The sequence below is a fragment of the Synechococcus sp. UW69 genome, assembly GCF_900474185.1.
Taxonomy (GTDB): Bacteria; Cyanobacteriota; Cyanobacteriia; order PCC-6307; family Cyanobiaceae; genus Parasynechococcus.
In genome coordinates this window covers 46396-59403 of record NZ_UCNW01000004.1, presented here as the reverse complement: position 1 = coordinate 59403, position 13008 = coordinate 46396, and the positions used below count along the sequence as shown (strand labels likewise).

Sequence of the window (13008 nt, the reverse complement as noted above, 5' to 3'; positions counted from 1 at the left end):
ACGAGGAAGGCAACAATCAGCGGTGACCCCCACTAGATTGCTGCGCAAATCACGCCGCTTCGATGCCCCAGAAGACCATTCGTTTCACCATTCGGCCCGATGGTCGTGTGGAAGAGCGGGTCGAGGGGGTTGCTGGTGAGGCGTGCCAGCAGCTCACTGAAGAAGTTGAAGCTGCACTTGGAACGGTTGAACGTCAGGAGTCCACATCCGAAGCGTTTCTGCAGCCTGAAGTCCAGTCCCAGATTCTTCCCGCTCATACGAACTGATGTCGCATTTCAGCACCGTAAAGACCGAACTGCGTCAGCTCGAGCCTCTGGTCAAAGCCCTCGAAGATATGGGCTATGCCCCTGATCAGGGGGAACGCCCCGTGCGTGGCTATCGCGGTCAGACCGTCACGGCCGATCTGGCTATCGCAGTGCAAGAGGGAGGCGACATCGGCTTCCGCTGGAACAGCGCATCTGAGTCCTATGAGCTGGTGACCGATCTAGATCTTTGGAAGCAACAGATTCCTGTGGAACGCTTCCTTTCTAAGCTCACCCAGCGCTACGCCTTGAACTCTGTTTTGGCAGCCACCTCAAAAGAAGGTTTTCAGGTCGCAGAACAGATCCAGGCACAGGATGGTTCGATTGAACTCGTGGTGACCCGCTGGGACGCTTGAAACCTGGCTGATCCTTCTTCTTACGCCTTTTCAGCCCCCGCTCGGCCGCAGGAGCAACCAACAGGGCGTGAGCCCTTGCTCGGCGGAGATATGCGAGACCAGGCCGTCTGGGTTGACGAGGCCGTCTGCATTGGCTGTCGCTATTGCGCCCACGTGGCTTCCAACACTTTTGTTGTTGAGCCGCATCTAGGACGCTCCAGAGCGATCCGACAGGACGGTGACTCCACCGAATGCATCCAGGAGGCCATCGATACCTGTCCCGTTGATTGCATTCACTGGGTTGCCTTCGAGTCGCTTGAAACGCTGAAGCAGAACCTGATTCGCCAGAATCTTCAACCTCGTCCTCAGGGTTGATGGCGCTGCCCACCCGTCGATTCGGCCGCACGGAGCTCGAGATTCCCCTGTTGTCTCTTGGTGGAATGCGGTTTCAGCAGAGCTGGACCGACCTTCCCCCAGACGAAATCACTCCCGCCTCCCAGACCCAGGTCGAAACGACCCTGAAGCGAGCGGTGGATCTGGGCTTTCATCACGTTGAAACGGCGCGGCACTACGGCAGTTCCGAGCGTCAGCTTGGTTGGGCCCTGCCGCGTACGCCCGACCCTTCACGTCTGCTTCAGAGCAAAGTGCCACCCCGGCCAGATCCCGCCGCGTTTGAAGCGGAACTGGAGCTCAGCTTTGAGCGGCTGGGTTGTGATCGCCTGGATCTGCTGGCCATCCATGGCATCAACCTGCCGGAGCATCTCGACCAGACCCTTCAGCCTGGGGGATGCATGGAGGTGGTGCGCCGCTGGCAGGCGGATGGACGGATCGGCTATGTGGGCTTTTCAACCCATGGACCCACGGCGTTGATCGCTGATGCCTGCGCCTCAGGTGCCTTCGACTATGTGAACCTGCATTGGTATTACATCCGTCAGGACAACGGTCCAGCCCTGGATGCTGCCCGCCGTCAGGACATGGGGGTGTTCATCATCAGTCCCACGGACAAAGGCGGCCATCTGCACACGCCGTCCCAACGGCTACTGGAGCTGTGTGCACCACTGCATCCCATCGTGTTCAACGATCTGTTTTGTTTGCAGGATCCGCGGGTGCACACCATCAGTGTCGGAGCCGCACGGCCAGAGGATCTTGACCTTCACCTGGAGGCGCTGCAATTGCTGCCGGATGCGACGGCTTTGATTGCCCCGGTGGACCAGCGGCTGCGGCGTGCGGCCGATGACGCGCTGGGTCGTGACTGGATGACCACCTGGTTCGTCGGGCTGCCGCCTTGGCATGCGACGCCGGGGGACATCAATTTGCCGGTGTTGCTTTGGCTGTACAACCTGCTTGAAGCCTGGGATCTCGAGAGTTATGCCAAGGCCCGTTATCGGCTGCTGGGCTCGGGAGGGCACTGGTTCGCCGGTGCCAACGCCGATGCCTTTGATGGGGAGGTCAGTGCGCAGGAGTTACAAACCGTTCTGCAGGCGAGTCCGTGGCGTGAGCGCATCCCCGACATCCTGCTCAGCCTCAAGGACCGGCTCAAAGGGGCATCCCAGATGCGACTGTCGAGCGTCTGAACGGTCGACTTACGTCCCAAGGGGTTCACGGCTCGGCGTTCCCACGGCCCTCGGGTAGCTGCGGGGGCAGGGCCCGTTCGGTTGCACCCGCAACAGATGGCGTGTGCCGCGTTCGTTGGGGAGCTGCCGGTGCTGAACCTCCACCAGACGGGCCTGAAGCAGGCGTAGGGCCTTGTTGAACGGCACGGCATCGGTGTCATTCCACTGGCCGCGATAGAGCAAGGCCTGCCCGTCCGTGTTCAGCAGGGGCACGAGGTATTCGGCCACCACAGGGGCTGCCGCCACGGCCCGGGCCACGGCTCGATCGAAACTGCCGCGGAACGCGCCGTCGCGACCGGTGGTCTCGATCCGCTCGGTGCGGACGCGCACTCGATCAGCCAGCCCCAGGGTGTTGGCCATGGCTTCAACGGCGGCTGTCTTGCGCCCAACTGAATCCAGAAGGGTCACCCGTGCCTTGGGCAGGGCAATGGCGATGGCCAGCCCGGGGAATCCACCCCCGGTGCCCACATCAATCCAGTGCAACGGCTGTTCCGGTGATTGCAGTTCTCCCTTCAGCGGCCAGAGGCTGTCAAAGACCTGACCCACCCAGAAATCATCACCATCAACCAGGCGCGTGAGGTTGACCTTTTGATTCCAGCTCTGTAGCTGGCCCTGAAGGGCGACCAGCTGGTCGCGCTGCGCTTGCGATGGCTGCCATCCCAGTGCGTCCCAGTACGCCGGTTCAGGCGCGGTGGCGGCCATGGCTGGAGCAACAACTCTTCTTAGGATGAAGGACCGGCCGTCCCCTGTGTCCGAAGCCCGCCTCAGCCATCACGAACGGCTTGGCGTGCGCCCAGGGGTCGACGCTGAAACCCTGCGTCAGGCCTTTCGACGTCAATCCAAGGCCCTGCATCCCGACACGACGCAACTGCCGCCAGATCAGGCCAGCATTGCGTTCCAGCAGCTCAAGGAGTCCTACGACGCGTTGCTGCGCCAGAGTCAATCAACCCTCAACCTGGACTCATCAGCAGTGCCAACGGCACCGCCTCTGGAGAACCAACCCCGCCCCGATGCCTGGCAGGGCATCGGTCAACGTCGACCTCTGTCTGGCGGTGAATGGTTTTCCTTGTTGTTGTTGAGCATTGCGCTGTTGCTCAGCCTGGTGCTGGGGTTGGGGGTAGCTCTTGCACAGGGGCGCGACTGGCAGGTGTCACCCAGCTGGTTGGCGGATGAGCAGACTCAAAGAACAACCGTGCGTTCGCTGACTGATGGCCGCCCTGCCCCCGGAGAGCACCCCGCTGAATCAGCACTCTCTCCGGGCGCTTGAGGCCTGGCTTCAGCAGATGGGTGCGATTCGCATGGATGACAACCCCTGCCAGTGGATGCTTGAGCGTTCTGAATGGAGGGCCCTGCTGCTGCTTGAGCGGGAGGATCTCAAAGTGATTTGGCACCCCGGTTCGCTGGAAGCGATGGTGCAGTGTTCTCTGCCTTACGGCCTCTCCCGAGCCGATGTCGAAGCGGCGATTCAGGCGGGTCCTTGAGGCCAAAAGAGCTCAGAGCTGATCAAGGGCCATCGCGATGACCGCGTAGCACCGTTCCAGCTGGGCATCACTGATGCAGAGCGGTGGCAGCAGATAGACCACCTGGCCCAGGGGTCTCAGGAAGACTCCGTTTTCCATGGCCAGTCGCTTCAATTTCGGACCCGCCGGGTTGAGGTAGCCGGAGGTCCCATCCACGACAAGATCGAAGCCGGCGACAGTCCCCGTCAATCGAGGGCGCTGCACCCGCGGATGCCGTGCCAGCTGCTCTAGGTGCGGTCGATGCCGTTCTTCGAACTGTTGAAATGCAGCGGGGTTGCGCTCCAGCAGGTCGAGGCTGGCGTTGGCCGCGGCGCATCCCAGTGGATTGGCGGTGAAGCTGTGGCCGTGCCAGAGGGTCAAGCAGGGGTCTTCACCGACGAAGGCTTCGAACACCTCTTCACTGGCCATGGTGACGCCCATCGGCAGGCATCCACCCGTCAACCCTTTGGAAAGGGCCATCAGATCTGGCCGGATGCCCGCCCGCCGGCTTGCGAACCAGTCGCCACAGCGTCCGAAGCCGGTCAGCACTTCGTCGGCAATCAGCAGCGATCCTGCCTGGCGGGTTCGTGCTTCCACCTGCCGCAGAAATTCAGGCCGCACCATGGCCATTCCGCCGGCTCCCTGAAGCAGAGGCTCGAGAATCACTGCCGCTGTCGGCGTCTCCAGCACGCGTTCGAGCACCTCCAGCGCCGCCGATTCCTTGGCCTCCACGTCGTCGTCGTCCCACCAGGTGGCTGGCCAGGGAACACGGGCGACGGGAAAGAGCTTGTCTTCGAAGGGCGCGCTGAACAGGTTGCGTTCACCAACGGCCATCGCTCCGAAGGTGTCTCCGTGGTATGCCCCGTCGAAGGCGACGATTTGATGGCGAGGTTGTCCTCGGTTGGCCCACCACTGGCAAGCGATCTTGAGGGCCACTTCCACCGCGGTTGACCCGTTGTCGGAAAAAAACAGGCGTTGCAGACCGCAGATTCCGCTCAGTCGCACCGCTAGTTGCTCCGCGGGCTTGTGGGTGAAGTCGGCAAAGATCACCTGCTCGAGGCAGGCGGCCTGATCGGCGATCGCTTTGGCCAACACCGGATGGGCATGGCCATGCAGGGTGACCCACCAGCTGCTGATGGCATCGATCAGGGGCTCTCCTTCCTCGCGGATCAGCAGGGCACCGTCCCCAGAGACCACCCGTTGAGAGCTGGCTGCTTTAGCCATCTGCGTGAAGGGGGGCCAAAGATTTGGATGTCGTATTTGCCCCATGGCAGCAACTGCAGCTTTTGCCATATTGGATCTGGAGCTGTTACTGATGCCCTGGATGGCTGCCACTCGCACCCGTCGTCAGTCCAAGCGTTTTGCCGTCCCAAGCAGGCCTGAGGGGTCTGCAGTGCGTCCCCCTATGACGCGACGCCTTGTCCTTCCGGAGGGCGACTGGCAATCGATCCGCAGTGATCTTGAGCTGCGGGGCTGGTCGTCTTCCCAGCTGGAGGTCATTCAGGCGGAACTCCGTCAGGGCTGGCCCCTGCGGATCGCAGTACGCCATGCAGCGATGCGGTTAGGTACCTGCCCCACGGGTTCAAAATCCCTGGGCTGATCCCTCAACGGCAAACGTCACTGTTCTTTTCTGCCTCTGTGGCGATGGCGCTGCAGTTCACCCAGCGCACGAGCTGCACTTCGATATCGGTGAACAGCACCAGAATGCCCACGCAGAGTGCTGAAACAGCCAGAGTCGCCAGGGTTTGACGTGAAGTCACAGGGAAGTTTGGTTCAGCACCTGTTGAAATTTAGTGCTGAGATCCTGCTCATGCCAAAGCCGCTCCAGAACTGTTGCTGAGAGTGAGGCTTGCGGTGGGAGTTGCGCTAGCACCGGAACATCACCGAACTGTTCGAGGGTGCCGGGGTTGTCCTGATGCAGAGGGCCGTTCAGGATCAGTCCCAGCACCTTGAGATTGCGTTTTCGCAATGCTTCCAGGCTGAGCAGGGTGTGATTAAGGGTTCCAAGCCCACTCCGGGCGACCAGCACGATCGGCAACTGCCACTGCACCAGTTGATCGATCTGGAGCCAGCTGCGGGTGAGGGGGACCATCAGACCTCCAGCGGTCTCTACCACCAGGGCCCCCCGATGGTTAGGAATCTGGAGTTGGGCCGGGTCGAGAACAGTTGCGTCCAGTTCGGCGGCCCAGTGGGGGGAGACCGGCTCCTGGAAGGCATAGGCCTCGGGCAGCATCCGTTCCGGAGGGAGGTCCAAGAGCTGGCGCACCCGTTCCCGGTCACCACCGCCTTCAAGACCGCTCTGTACCGGTTTCCAGTAGCTGGCTTCAAGTCCCTGTACCAGCCATGCACTCACCACGGTTTTGCCCACGTCCGTGTCCGTTCCGCAAACCACCAGTCGACTGAAGCTGCTGTTCATCGCTTCACCATCAGGATCAACATCTTCCAGGTCAGGGCGAACCGTGGCGACTGATCGGATTGGGGCCAAGCCCGGAAGACGGCCTTCCACTGACCTGGGGACAGTTGACCAGCGTTGGTTACCGAAGCGCCAACGTTGCTCATGGGTCGCAGCAGTTTCAGCGGATTGGCGGCGTGCTGGGTGAAGCTCAGGCACTGTTCCAGTTGCACCACGCCATCGGGGAGGGCCGCCATCAGTTGATCCCGCACTGGCATGGTCAAGGCGGTGCAGTTCTGACTGGCCTTTTGGGCGGCCTGCTGCCATTGCGGAAAACTGCCATCAATTGGCACCGCTAGGGCCAGCCAGCCTTCGTCCGCTAGCGCATCCACCCAGGTCCGAAGTTGCTGCGCCGGATCCGGCAACCAATGAAGAACAAAGCTGGAGGCCAGCAGTTGAGGTGGCACTGGCAAGTCCGGCAGTCCGCTGCTCAGGTCATGCCGCAGGATCTGCACCCCGCTGGGATGGCTTCTCAGCATGGCGGCACTCCCATCGATTCGCATCACCTCCTGCCCGGGGTGAGAGGCCTCCAGGGCCGCGGCGAGATGACCGGTACCGCTGCCTAGATCAGCCCAAAGGCCGCGCGGGATCGCGCAGCGTCGGCTGAGTTGGGCGAGACGCCAGGCCATTGCCCGTTGCAGCAGGGCATCGGTTGCGTAGGTCGGTGCTGCGCGACTGAACCGCTCCAGAACTTGGTCGGAGCGAATCACAGGCCCTCCAGCCATCGCTGTACCACCACGAAGACCCTTGGTGTGATCAGCGCGTGACCCCATGTCGGGTCGCGATGGAGGGTCAGCGGTTGATGCCCCAGTGCATCGATGAGCTGTTGCGCTGACTCTGCAGGCACGACTGCATCCCGTTCGCCCTGCACCACCAGAACAGGAACGGTGTCTGGCCACCCCGTCGGCAGAGTCCGGCAGTCCGCCAGCAGGTCCAGATCCTGCTGGAGACGCTGGCGCCCCAGGGTCGTCAGGCCCTGCAGCAGGGGGTTGGGGGGCAGGGCGCTGAGGGCATGAGGTGAAGCTGCTTTGTCGAGGAAGCGTTCCAGCATCGGCAGTTCCTGGTCAGTGCCCAGGGCTGCCTGCATTCCCTGTAGAGCGGCCCCGATAGAGCGCCCTGCTCGCCCATCCGGTACAAATCTGGTGAAGCTGCCAAGCAGCACCACTGCCGATGCCTTCTCCAGGACGGATGCTGGCAGCAGATGGAGCCCCAGGGAGTGGGCGATCAGCACGTTTCGTTCCGGGCCGTTTCGTTTTGGGCCGTTTCGTTTTGGGGAGGTGGTCCATGCCGGTGGAATGGGCTTCTTAATGCCATAGCCCCGTTCGGCGACGTTCCAGGTGGCCCCCCCCTGCTCGAAGTGCTTTCGCCAGTGGGACCAAGCGCCGGCGTGGCCTGCCCAACCATGCATTGCCAGGATCTGCATCATCGTGCGCAGAGGGCTGCGAGCAGTTGCTCCAATGTGCCCTCCGGCAGGTCCCGCCGCAGCACCAGGCGCAACCGGGAGGTGCCCTCAGGCACTGTGGGTGGTCGGATCGCGACCGAAAGCAGACCGGCCTGCTCCAGCTCTTGCTGAAGGTCGAGAGCGTCTTGGTCCCCACCGACCAGCAAGGGGAGAACTGGTCCGCTCCCTGGGGGGCGCGGCCAGCCCTGGTTCATGAGTGCTGTTCTCCAGAATTCAGAGCGTTGGCACAGCTCGGATCCCCAGGTCGGGTTGGACTGGATCAAGTTCAGGGCGGCTTGGGCCCCAGCCACCAGCGGTGGCGCCAGGGCCGTGGTGTAACGGAAGGCGCCACTGGTCTGAAGCAGCCGTTCCATCGTGGTGTGATCCCCTGCGAGAAAGGCGCCTCCGCTGCCGAAAGCTTTCCCAAAGGTGCCGCTGACCAAAGCCACTGGCTGTCGGAGTCCATGGCAAAGCCCGCGGCCTTCTGGACCCAGCACGCCTAGGCCATGGGCTTCGTCGACCAGCAGATGTGCACCGTGGTGGGCACACAGGTCGGCCATGCCTTTCAGGTCGGGACTGGTGCCTTCCATGCTGAAGAGGCTTTCGGTCACCACCAGAGGTGTTGTCGTTGCGTGCTTCAGCCGCTGCAGACGCTGGTCGAGATCCTGAAGATCGTTGTGGGCAAATCGTTGCAGCCGTGCCCCACTCGTGCGGATGCCTGCCAGCAGCGAGTGGTGAATCAGCCGGTCCACCAACACGGTGGTGTGCCGTTCACTCAGGGCTGTTACGGCGGCGATATTGGCTTGAAATCCACTGGGGAATAGCAGCACCCGCTTCCGATCCAACCAAGTAGCGAGAGCCGACTCCAGCTCCAGATGACGTGGTCGGGTGCCTGTGATGAGTCGAGAGCCACCGGCCCCGACCCCATCGGAGGCCATGGCTTCCATCGCCGCCGCGACGACAGTGGGATGCCGGCTGAGGCCGAGGTAGTCGTTGCTGGCCAGATCGAGAAGTTGGCGCGTTCCAGACGGATCTCGCAGTTGCCAGGGTTCCTGGCCGGAGTCCCAGCTCCGCAGGCGACGGCGGCGCGCCGGGTGAATGGGAGAAGCCTGGTCCCGCATCACAACAGTTTGGAACCCGCCCTGATCAAGGATGGCCGCAGTCCTCTGATCGTCATGACCTGGGAGCGTTTTACTCTGCTTTTTCCGCTTTGGACGTTGCTGGGAGCTGTTCTGGCCCTGGTGCATCCACCCCTCTTTGTCTGGTTCAGGGGGCCACTGATTGCCCTTGGACTGGGCGTGATCATGTTGGGCATGGGCGTGGGGCTGACGCCGGCAGACTTCCTGCGCGTTGGTCGCAGGCCGCGCGCCATGCTGCTCGGGGTGCTGGCGCAGTTCCTGGTGATGCCGGCCCTCGCAGCAGCCATTGCGGCGGCCCTGCACCTGCCCGCACCTCTGGCAGTGGGTTTGATTCTTGTCGGCTGTTGCCCGGGGGGGACCGCCAGCAATGTGGTGGCACTGATCGGCCGCGGTGATGTGGCGCTTTCAGTGGTCATGACAACCATCAGCACCCTGGCTGCTGTTGTGCTGACTCCACGTCTCACGCAGGTTCTCGCCAGTCAGTACGTGCCGGTCGACGGTTGGGCTCTGTTCTTGACTGTGCTTCAGGTGGTGCTGCTGCCCGTCACCGTCGGGGTCGTGCTCAAGCGTGGTCTTCCTGGTGTGGCCCAGCGGATTGAGCCGGTGATGCCCCCTCTGGCAGTGATGTCCATCGTGATGATCGTCTCCAGCATCGTCGGCAGTCAGACAGCGGTGCTGCGTCAACAGGGCCCCGTGTTGATCCTGGCTTGCCTCCTATTGCATGGCGGCGGGTTTTTGCTGGGTTGGCTGATTCCGCGGCTGATGGGCCAAACCGTGCAGGCCCAGCGCACCATCAGCATTGAGGTGGGGATGCAGAACTCGGGATTGGCAGTCGTGCTCGCTCGAAGTGGAGGGTTCGCTAGTCCCCTCACGGCGTTACCGGGCGCCATTTCCGCTGTCATTCACTGTTTGATCGGCAGCGCTCTTGCCGCCCTCTGGAGGCGGCGGCCAACTCCTTCGCTTCGTCAGTCGTCTTAAGTCAAGCCCCCACCGTGGAGTTCGAACAGCAGACGGGCGGCGAGCCCGCGGGAGATGCGTCGTGCCACGAGCAGATCACAGATCCAGGTGAACAGCGGTGGGGCATCGGTGCTGGAGGCCAGGCGCTGTTCGAGGGCCTTCAGCTCCTTGACGTCGCGGCAGCCCCGCAGTGCATCAATCAGGGTGTCTTCAGCCGGACGCGGCTTGGTGAGCTGGGTGGTGGTCACAGCAGGGTGCGTTTCATTCCCTCTGTCATGGCACCGGCGGTGTGCCTCTGTCACCCTTTTGAAGCTGGGTTTCATGGCACAAAAAAAGCCCCGGTGGGCTCACCAAGGCTCGAAGCATTCTCCCTATCATTTTCACGGTCAAGGTCTCTTCCGTCAAAGGATGTCGGCACATCTAATTGATGGCATTGGCCTGGCTTATCGCTTAGTTGAAGGGAAGGCTCAGCAGGCCTCCTTAGGATTGTTCGATGAACCAATCGACACCGGCCACGCCTTCATCAGAGCCCGATGTCGATCGCAGTGCAGCACTGAATCCCTCCGAAATCTTTCCATTCCCGCTGGATGATTTCCAGCTTGAGGCCATGGATGCCCTCAATCAGGGGCACTCGGTTGTGGTGAGTGCCCCCACAGGATCTGGCAAGACGCTGATCGGGGAATACGCCATCCATCGCGCCCTGGCCCACGGCCAGAAGGTCTTTTACACCACACCACTGAAGGCCCTGTCCAATCAGAAATTGAGAGATTTCCGTGCTCAGTTCGGCGTTGAGAACGTGGGGCTGATGACCGGTGACCTCAGCATGAATCGCGAGGCATCCATCGTGGTGATGACCACGGAGATCTTCCGCAACATGCTCTACGCCGAGGCGGATGAGCACGATGATCCCCTGGCTGATGTGGAAGCTGTGGTGCTGGATGAGTGCCACTACATGAATGACTCCCAGCGCGGCACGGTCTGGGAGGAGTCGATCATTCACTGCCCCCCGCCGGTGCAACTCGTGGCGCTCTCCGCCACTGTGGCGAATGCAGGCCAGCTGACCGACTGGATCGACAAGGTTCATGGTCCGACCACCTTGGTGATGAGTGATCACCGACCGGTGCCTCTTCAGTTCAGTTTCTGCAGCGCCAAGGGTTTGCACCCATTGCTGAATGATGCTGGAACCGGACTGCATCCCAACTGCAAGGTCTGGCGCGCGCCCAAGGGGCAAAAGCGCAAGGGACGCTCCCAGAGACCGCCTCAACCGGAACCACCACCAATCAGTTTTGTTGTGGCCCAGATGGCCGAGCGGCAGATGCTCCCGGCGATCTATTTCATCTTCAGTCGACGTGGATGTGACAAGGCGGTTCGGGATCTTGGTGCGCAGTGTCTGGTCACCAAGGAGGAGCAGGCGCGGATCAAGGCTCGCTTGACGGCCTACAGCGACGACAACCCTGAGGCTGTCCGAGATGGAATCCATGCCGATGCCCTGTTACGGGGCATCGCGGCACACCACGCCGGTGTTCTTCCCGCCTGGAAGGAGTTGATTGAGGAGCTGTTTCAGCAAGGGCTGGTGAAAGTGGTCTTCGCGACGGAGACCTTGGCCGCCGGCATCAACATGCCCGCCCGCAGCACGGTGATCGCTGCGATGTCCAAGCGAACCGAACGGGGGCATCGCCCACTGATGGGCAGTGAGTTTCTGCAGATGGCCGGTCGTGCCGGACGGCGTGGTCTCGATTCCCAGGGTTACGTCGTAACGGTTCAGAGCCGCTTTGAGGGCGTGCGTGAGGCCGGACAACTCGCGACGAGTCCTGCCGACCCTTTGGTGAGCCAGTTCACCCCCAGCTACGGGATGGTTCTCAACCTGCTGCAGCGCCATGACCTGGCCAAGGCCAGGGAGCTGGTGGAACGCAGTTTTGGCCGCTACCTGGCGGGGCTCGACCTCGTGGAGGACGAAGACAATCTCTCGCAACTGCGGCTGCAACTCAGCCAGCTTGAGGGAGTTGCCGGCGATATCCCCTGGGAAGACTTCGAGGACTACGAGAAAATGCGTGGGCGGCTCCGAGAAGAGCGGCGCTTGCTTCGCATTCTCCAGCAACAGGCTGAGGAAACGCTGGCCAACGAGCTGACGATGGCCCTTCAGTTCGCCAGCACCGGCACCTTGGTCAGCTTGAAGTCGCCACAGCTACGAGGGCGCGTCGCACCAGCGGTGATTGTCGAGAAGGTGAAGGGTCCCGGTCAGTTTCCGCTGCTGCTCTGTCTGACCGACGACAACGTTTGGATCCTGCTTCCCTGTCAGGCCGTGGTGAGCATCCATGCAGAGCTCAGTTGTCTTCAGGTGGATGGGCTGGCGTTACCAGAGTTGACCCGCTCGGGAGAGTTGCGTCATGGCGATCAGGCCAGTGGTGGTTTGGCCTTGGCGGTAGCCCATATGGCCCGGCGTCACGACATGACCACCCCGCAATACGACTTGGCCGGGGAAGTGTTGACCCAAGCCCGGCTGGTCCGAGATCTCGAACAGGAGCAGGAGCAGCATCCGGCCCATCGCTGGGGGGATCGCAAGCAGCTCAAGAAGCACCGCCGCCGCATGGAGGATCTGGAATTCGAGATCGCTGAACGTCAGCGGGTGCTGCATCAACGGGCCAACCGTCACTGGGAGACCTTCCTGGCCTTGATGGACATCCTTCAACAGTTTGGATGTCTCGACGAGCTGGATCCCACGGAGATTGGCCGCACCGTTGCCGCGTTGCGGGGCGACAACGAGCTGTGGCTGGGGCTGGCTCTGATGAGTGGTCATCTCGATGACCTCTCACCCCCTGACCTGGCGGCGGTGTTTGAGGCGATCAGCACGGAGGTCAATCGCCCTGACCTTTGGAGTGGCTTTCCGCCGCCTGCTGCGGCAGAGGAGGCCCTTCAGGATTTATCTGGCTTACGTCGCGAGCTGCTGAGGGCCCAGGAACGCGCAGGAGTGGTGGTGCCAGCTTGGTGGGAGCCCGAGTTGATGGGCTTGGTGGATGCCTGGGCCAGGGGAACAACCTGGAGCGATTTGATTGCCAATACGTCGTTAGACGAGGGCGATGTGGTGCGCATCATGCGCCGCACCGTGGATCTGCTTGCCCAGGTTCCCTATTGCGAGGCCATCAGCGAGCAGCTACGCAGCCATGCCCGGCAGGCTCTGAAAGCCATCAATCGCTTCCCGGTGGCCGAGGCTGAGGATCTGGTGCCATCCTCCGCTGCTCTCAACCCGGCAACAGAGCGGGCGGCCTGAGC

The 13008-nt window shown here is 62.0% G+C and carries 17 protein-coding genes; 9 read left to right on the top strand and 8 right to left on the bottom strand.

Annotated features, from left to right (window positions below; all coding sequences use genetic code 11):
• Positions 1–62: 62 nt before the first annotated feature.
• From DXY29_RS01275 to DXY29_RS01260, 4 genes are read left to right on the top strand one after another with little or no spacing between them, the layout of a single operon-like run.
• Positions 63–266, top strand: a complete 204-nt coding sequence (locus DXY29_RS01275) for a DUF2997 domain-containing protein (RefSeq protein WP_115022223.1) — start codon at positions 63–65, stop codon at positions 264–266.
• Positions 266–658, top strand: a complete 393-nt coding sequence (locus DXY29_RS01270) for a DUF1257 domain-containing protein (protein WP_115022222.1) — start codon at positions 266–268, stop codon at positions 656–658. The genes DXY29_RS01275 and DXY29_RS01270 overlap by 1 nt, the downstream gene beginning before the upstream one ends.
• 3 nt (positions 659–661) lie before the next feature.
• On the top strand, positions 662–1012 hold the full coding sequence (locus DXY29_RS01265; RefSeq protein ID WP_226409687.1) for a ferredoxin: 351 nt from the start codon (positions 662–664) through the stop codon (positions 1010–1012).
• Positions 1012–2211 (top strand): aldo/keto reductase, encoded by a 1200-nt coding sequence (locus DXY29_RS01260; RefSeq protein WP_115022218.1) that lies wholly within the window; start codon positions 1012–1014, stop codon positions 2209–2211. Before DXY29_RS01265 ends, DXY29_RS01260 begins: the two co-directional genes overlap by 1 nt.
• A 9-nt stretch (positions 2212–2220) precedes the next feature.
• Here the strand turns inward: DXY29_RS01260 and rsmG are convergent, their stop codons facing one another.
• Positions 2221–2952: a 16S rRNA (guanine(527)-N(7))-methyltransferase RsmG gene (rsmG, locus tag DXY29_RS01255; protein WP_115022217.1), complete on the bottom strand. Its 732-nt coding sequence runs from the start codon at positions 2950–2952 to the stop codon at positions 2221–2223.
• 25 nt (positions 2953–2977) lie between these two features.
• On the opposite strand from rsmG, the gene DXY29_RS01250 reads away from it, so the two are divergent.
• Positions 2978–3517: a J domain-containing protein gene (locus tag DXY29_RS01250; protein ID WP_115022215.1), complete on the top strand. Its 540-nt coding sequence runs from the start codon at positions 2978–2980 to the stop codon at positions 3515–3517.
• Positions 3459–3731 carry a DUF3143 domain-containing protein gene (locus DXY29_RS01245; protein ID WP_226409668.1) on the top strand — a complete coding sequence of 91 codons (273 nt, stop codon included), beginning with the start codon at positions 3459–3461 and terminating at the stop codon, positions 3729–3731. Before DXY29_RS01250 ends, DXY29_RS01245 begins: the two co-directional genes overlap by 59 nt.
• 12 nt (positions 3732–3743) lie before the next feature.
• Here DXY29_RS01245 and bioA read toward each other — a convergent pair whose 3' ends face one another.
• Positions 3744–5042: an adenosylmethionine--8-amino-7-oxononanoate transaminase gene (bioA, locus tag DXY29_RS01240; protein WP_115022213.1), complete on the bottom strand. Its 1299-nt coding sequence runs from the start codon at positions 5040–5042 to the stop codon at positions 3744–3746.
• On the opposite strand from bioA, the gene DXY29_RS01235 reads away from it, so the two are divergent.
• Entirely contained in the window at positions 5017–5349 is a 333-nt protein-coding gene (locus tag DXY29_RS01235) for a hypothetical protein (RefSeq protein ID WP_170952077.1), read from the top strand. The two genes, bioA and DXY29_RS01235, sit on opposite strands and share 26 nt — an antisense overlap.
• 4 nt (positions 5350–5353) lie before the next feature.
• Here DXY29_RS01235 and DXY29_RS13265 read toward each other — a convergent pair whose 3' ends face one another.
• The 5 genes from DXY29_RS13265 to DXY29_RS01215 are packed head-to-tail and all read right to left on the bottom strand — an operon-like array spanning position 5354 to position 8763.
• A complete protein-coding gene (locus DXY29_RS13265; RefSeq protein WP_170951106.1) occupies positions 5354–5509 on the bottom strand; it encodes a hypothetical protein in 156 nt (51 codons plus the stop codon).
• Positions 5506–6165, bottom strand: a complete 660-nt coding sequence (gene bioD / locus DXY29_RS01230; RefSeq protein WP_115022212.1) for a dethiobiotin synthase — start codon at positions 6163–6165, stop codon at positions 5506–5508. Before bioD ends, DXY29_RS13265 begins: the two co-directional genes overlap by 4 nt.
• Complete coding sequence (locus DXY29_RS01225) at positions 6162–6974, bottom strand: methyltransferase domain-containing protein (RefSeq protein ID WP_244279272.1); 813 nt, start codon at positions 6972–6974, stop codon at positions 6162–6164. The genes bioD and DXY29_RS01225 overlap by 4 nt, the downstream gene beginning before the upstream one ends.
• Complete coding sequence (locus tag DXY29_RS01220; RefSeq protein WP_244279271.1) at positions 6908–7624, bottom strand: serine aminopeptidase domain-containing protein; 717 nt, start codon at positions 7622–7624, stop codon at positions 6908–6910. Before DXY29_RS01220 ends, DXY29_RS01225 begins: the two co-directional genes overlap by 67 nt.
• Positions 7624–8763 carry an 8-amino-7-oxononanoate synthase gene (locus tag DXY29_RS01215; protein ID WP_115022207.1) on the bottom strand — a complete coding sequence of 380 codons (1140 nt, stop codon included), beginning with the start codon at positions 8761–8763 and terminating at the stop codon, positions 7624–7626. Before DXY29_RS01215 ends, DXY29_RS01220 begins: the two co-directional genes overlap by 1 nt.
• A 54-nt stretch (positions 8764–8817) precedes the next feature.
• Here DXY29_RS01215 and DXY29_RS01210 point away from each other — a divergent pair, with 54 nt between their 5' ends.
• Positions 8818–9759: a bile acid:sodium symporter family protein gene (locus DXY29_RS01210; RefSeq protein WP_115022603.1), complete on the top strand. Its 942-nt coding sequence runs from the start codon at positions 8818–8820 to the stop codon at positions 9757–9759.
• On the opposite strand, the gene DXY29_RS01205 is transcribed toward DXY29_RS01210, so the two are convergent.
• Positions 9756–9986, bottom strand: coding sequence for a hypothetical protein (locus DXY29_RS01205; protein ID WP_115022205.1), 231 nt, complete (start codon positions 9984–9986; stop codon positions 9756–9758). The genes DXY29_RS01210 and DXY29_RS01205 overlap by 4 nt on opposite strands.
• 245 nt (positions 9987–10231) lie before the next feature.
• Between DXY29_RS01205 and DXY29_RS01200 the strand changes: the two genes are divergently transcribed.
• On the top strand, positions 10232–13006 hold the full coding sequence (locus tag DXY29_RS01200; protein WP_115022203.1) for an RNA helicase: 2775 nt from the start codon (positions 10232–10234) through the stop codon (positions 13004–13006).
• Positions 13007–13008: the final 2 nt, after the last annotated feature.

Excerpts from the sequence above, each read along its gene's own strand:
- DXY29_RS01275 (WP_115022223.1), top strand. The coding sequence starts at position 63 with ATGCCCCAGAAGACCATTCGTTTCACCATTCGGCCCGATGGTCGTGTG.
- DXY29_RS01270 (WP_115022222.1), top strand. The coding sequence starts at position 266 with ATGTCGCATTTCAGCACCGTAAAGACCGAACTGCGTCAGCTCGAGCCT.
- DXY29_RS01260 (WP_115022218.1), top strand. The coding sequence starts at position 1,012 with ATGGCGCTGCCCACCCGTCGATTCGGCCGCACGGAGCTCGAGATTCCC.
- rsmG (WP_115022217.1), bottom strand. The coding sequence starts at position 2,952 with ATGGCCGCCACCGCGCCTGAACCGGCGTACTGGGACGCACTGGGATGG.
- DXY29_RS01250 (WP_115022215.1), top strand. The coding sequence starts at position 2,978 with ATGAAGGACCGGCCGTCCCCTGTGTCCGAAGCCCGCCTCAGCCATCAC.
- DXY29_RS01245 (WP_226409668.1), top strand. The coding sequence starts at position 3,459 with ATGGCCGCCCTGCCCCCGGAGAGCACCCCGCTGAATCAGCACTCTCTC.
- DXY29_RS01235 (WP_170952077.1), top strand. The coding sequence starts at position 5,017 with ATGGCAGCAACTGCAGCTTTTGCCATATTGGATCTGGAGCTGTTACTG.
- bioA (WP_115022213.1), bottom strand. The coding sequence starts at position 5,042 with ATGGCAAAAGCTGCAGTTGCTGCCATGGGGCAAATACGACATCCAAAT.
- bioD (WP_115022212.1), bottom strand. The coding sequence starts at position 6,165 with ATGAACAGCAGCTTCAGTCGACTGGTGGTTTGCGGAACGGACACGGAC.
- DXY29_RS01225 (WP_244279272.1), bottom strand. The coding sequence starts at position 6,974 with ATGGGGTCACGCGCTGATCACACCAAGGGTCTTCGTGGTGGTACAGCG.
- DXY29_RS01220 (WP_244279271.1), bottom strand. The coding sequence starts at position 7,624 with ATGCAGATCCTGGCAATGCATGGTTGGGCAGGCCACGCCGGCGCTTGG.
- DXY29_RS01215 (WP_115022207.1), bottom strand. The coding sequence starts at position 8,763 with ATGCGGGACCAGGCTTCTCCCATTCACCCGGCGCGCCGCCGTCGCCTG.
- DXY29_RS01210 (WP_115022603.1), top strand. The coding sequence starts at position 8,818 with ATGACCTGGGAGCGTTTTACTCTGCTTTTTCCGCTTTGGACGTTGCTG.
- DXY29_RS01200 (WP_115022203.1), top strand. The coding sequence starts at position 10,232 with ATGAACCAATCGACACCGGCCACGCCTTCATCAGAGCCCGATGTCGAT.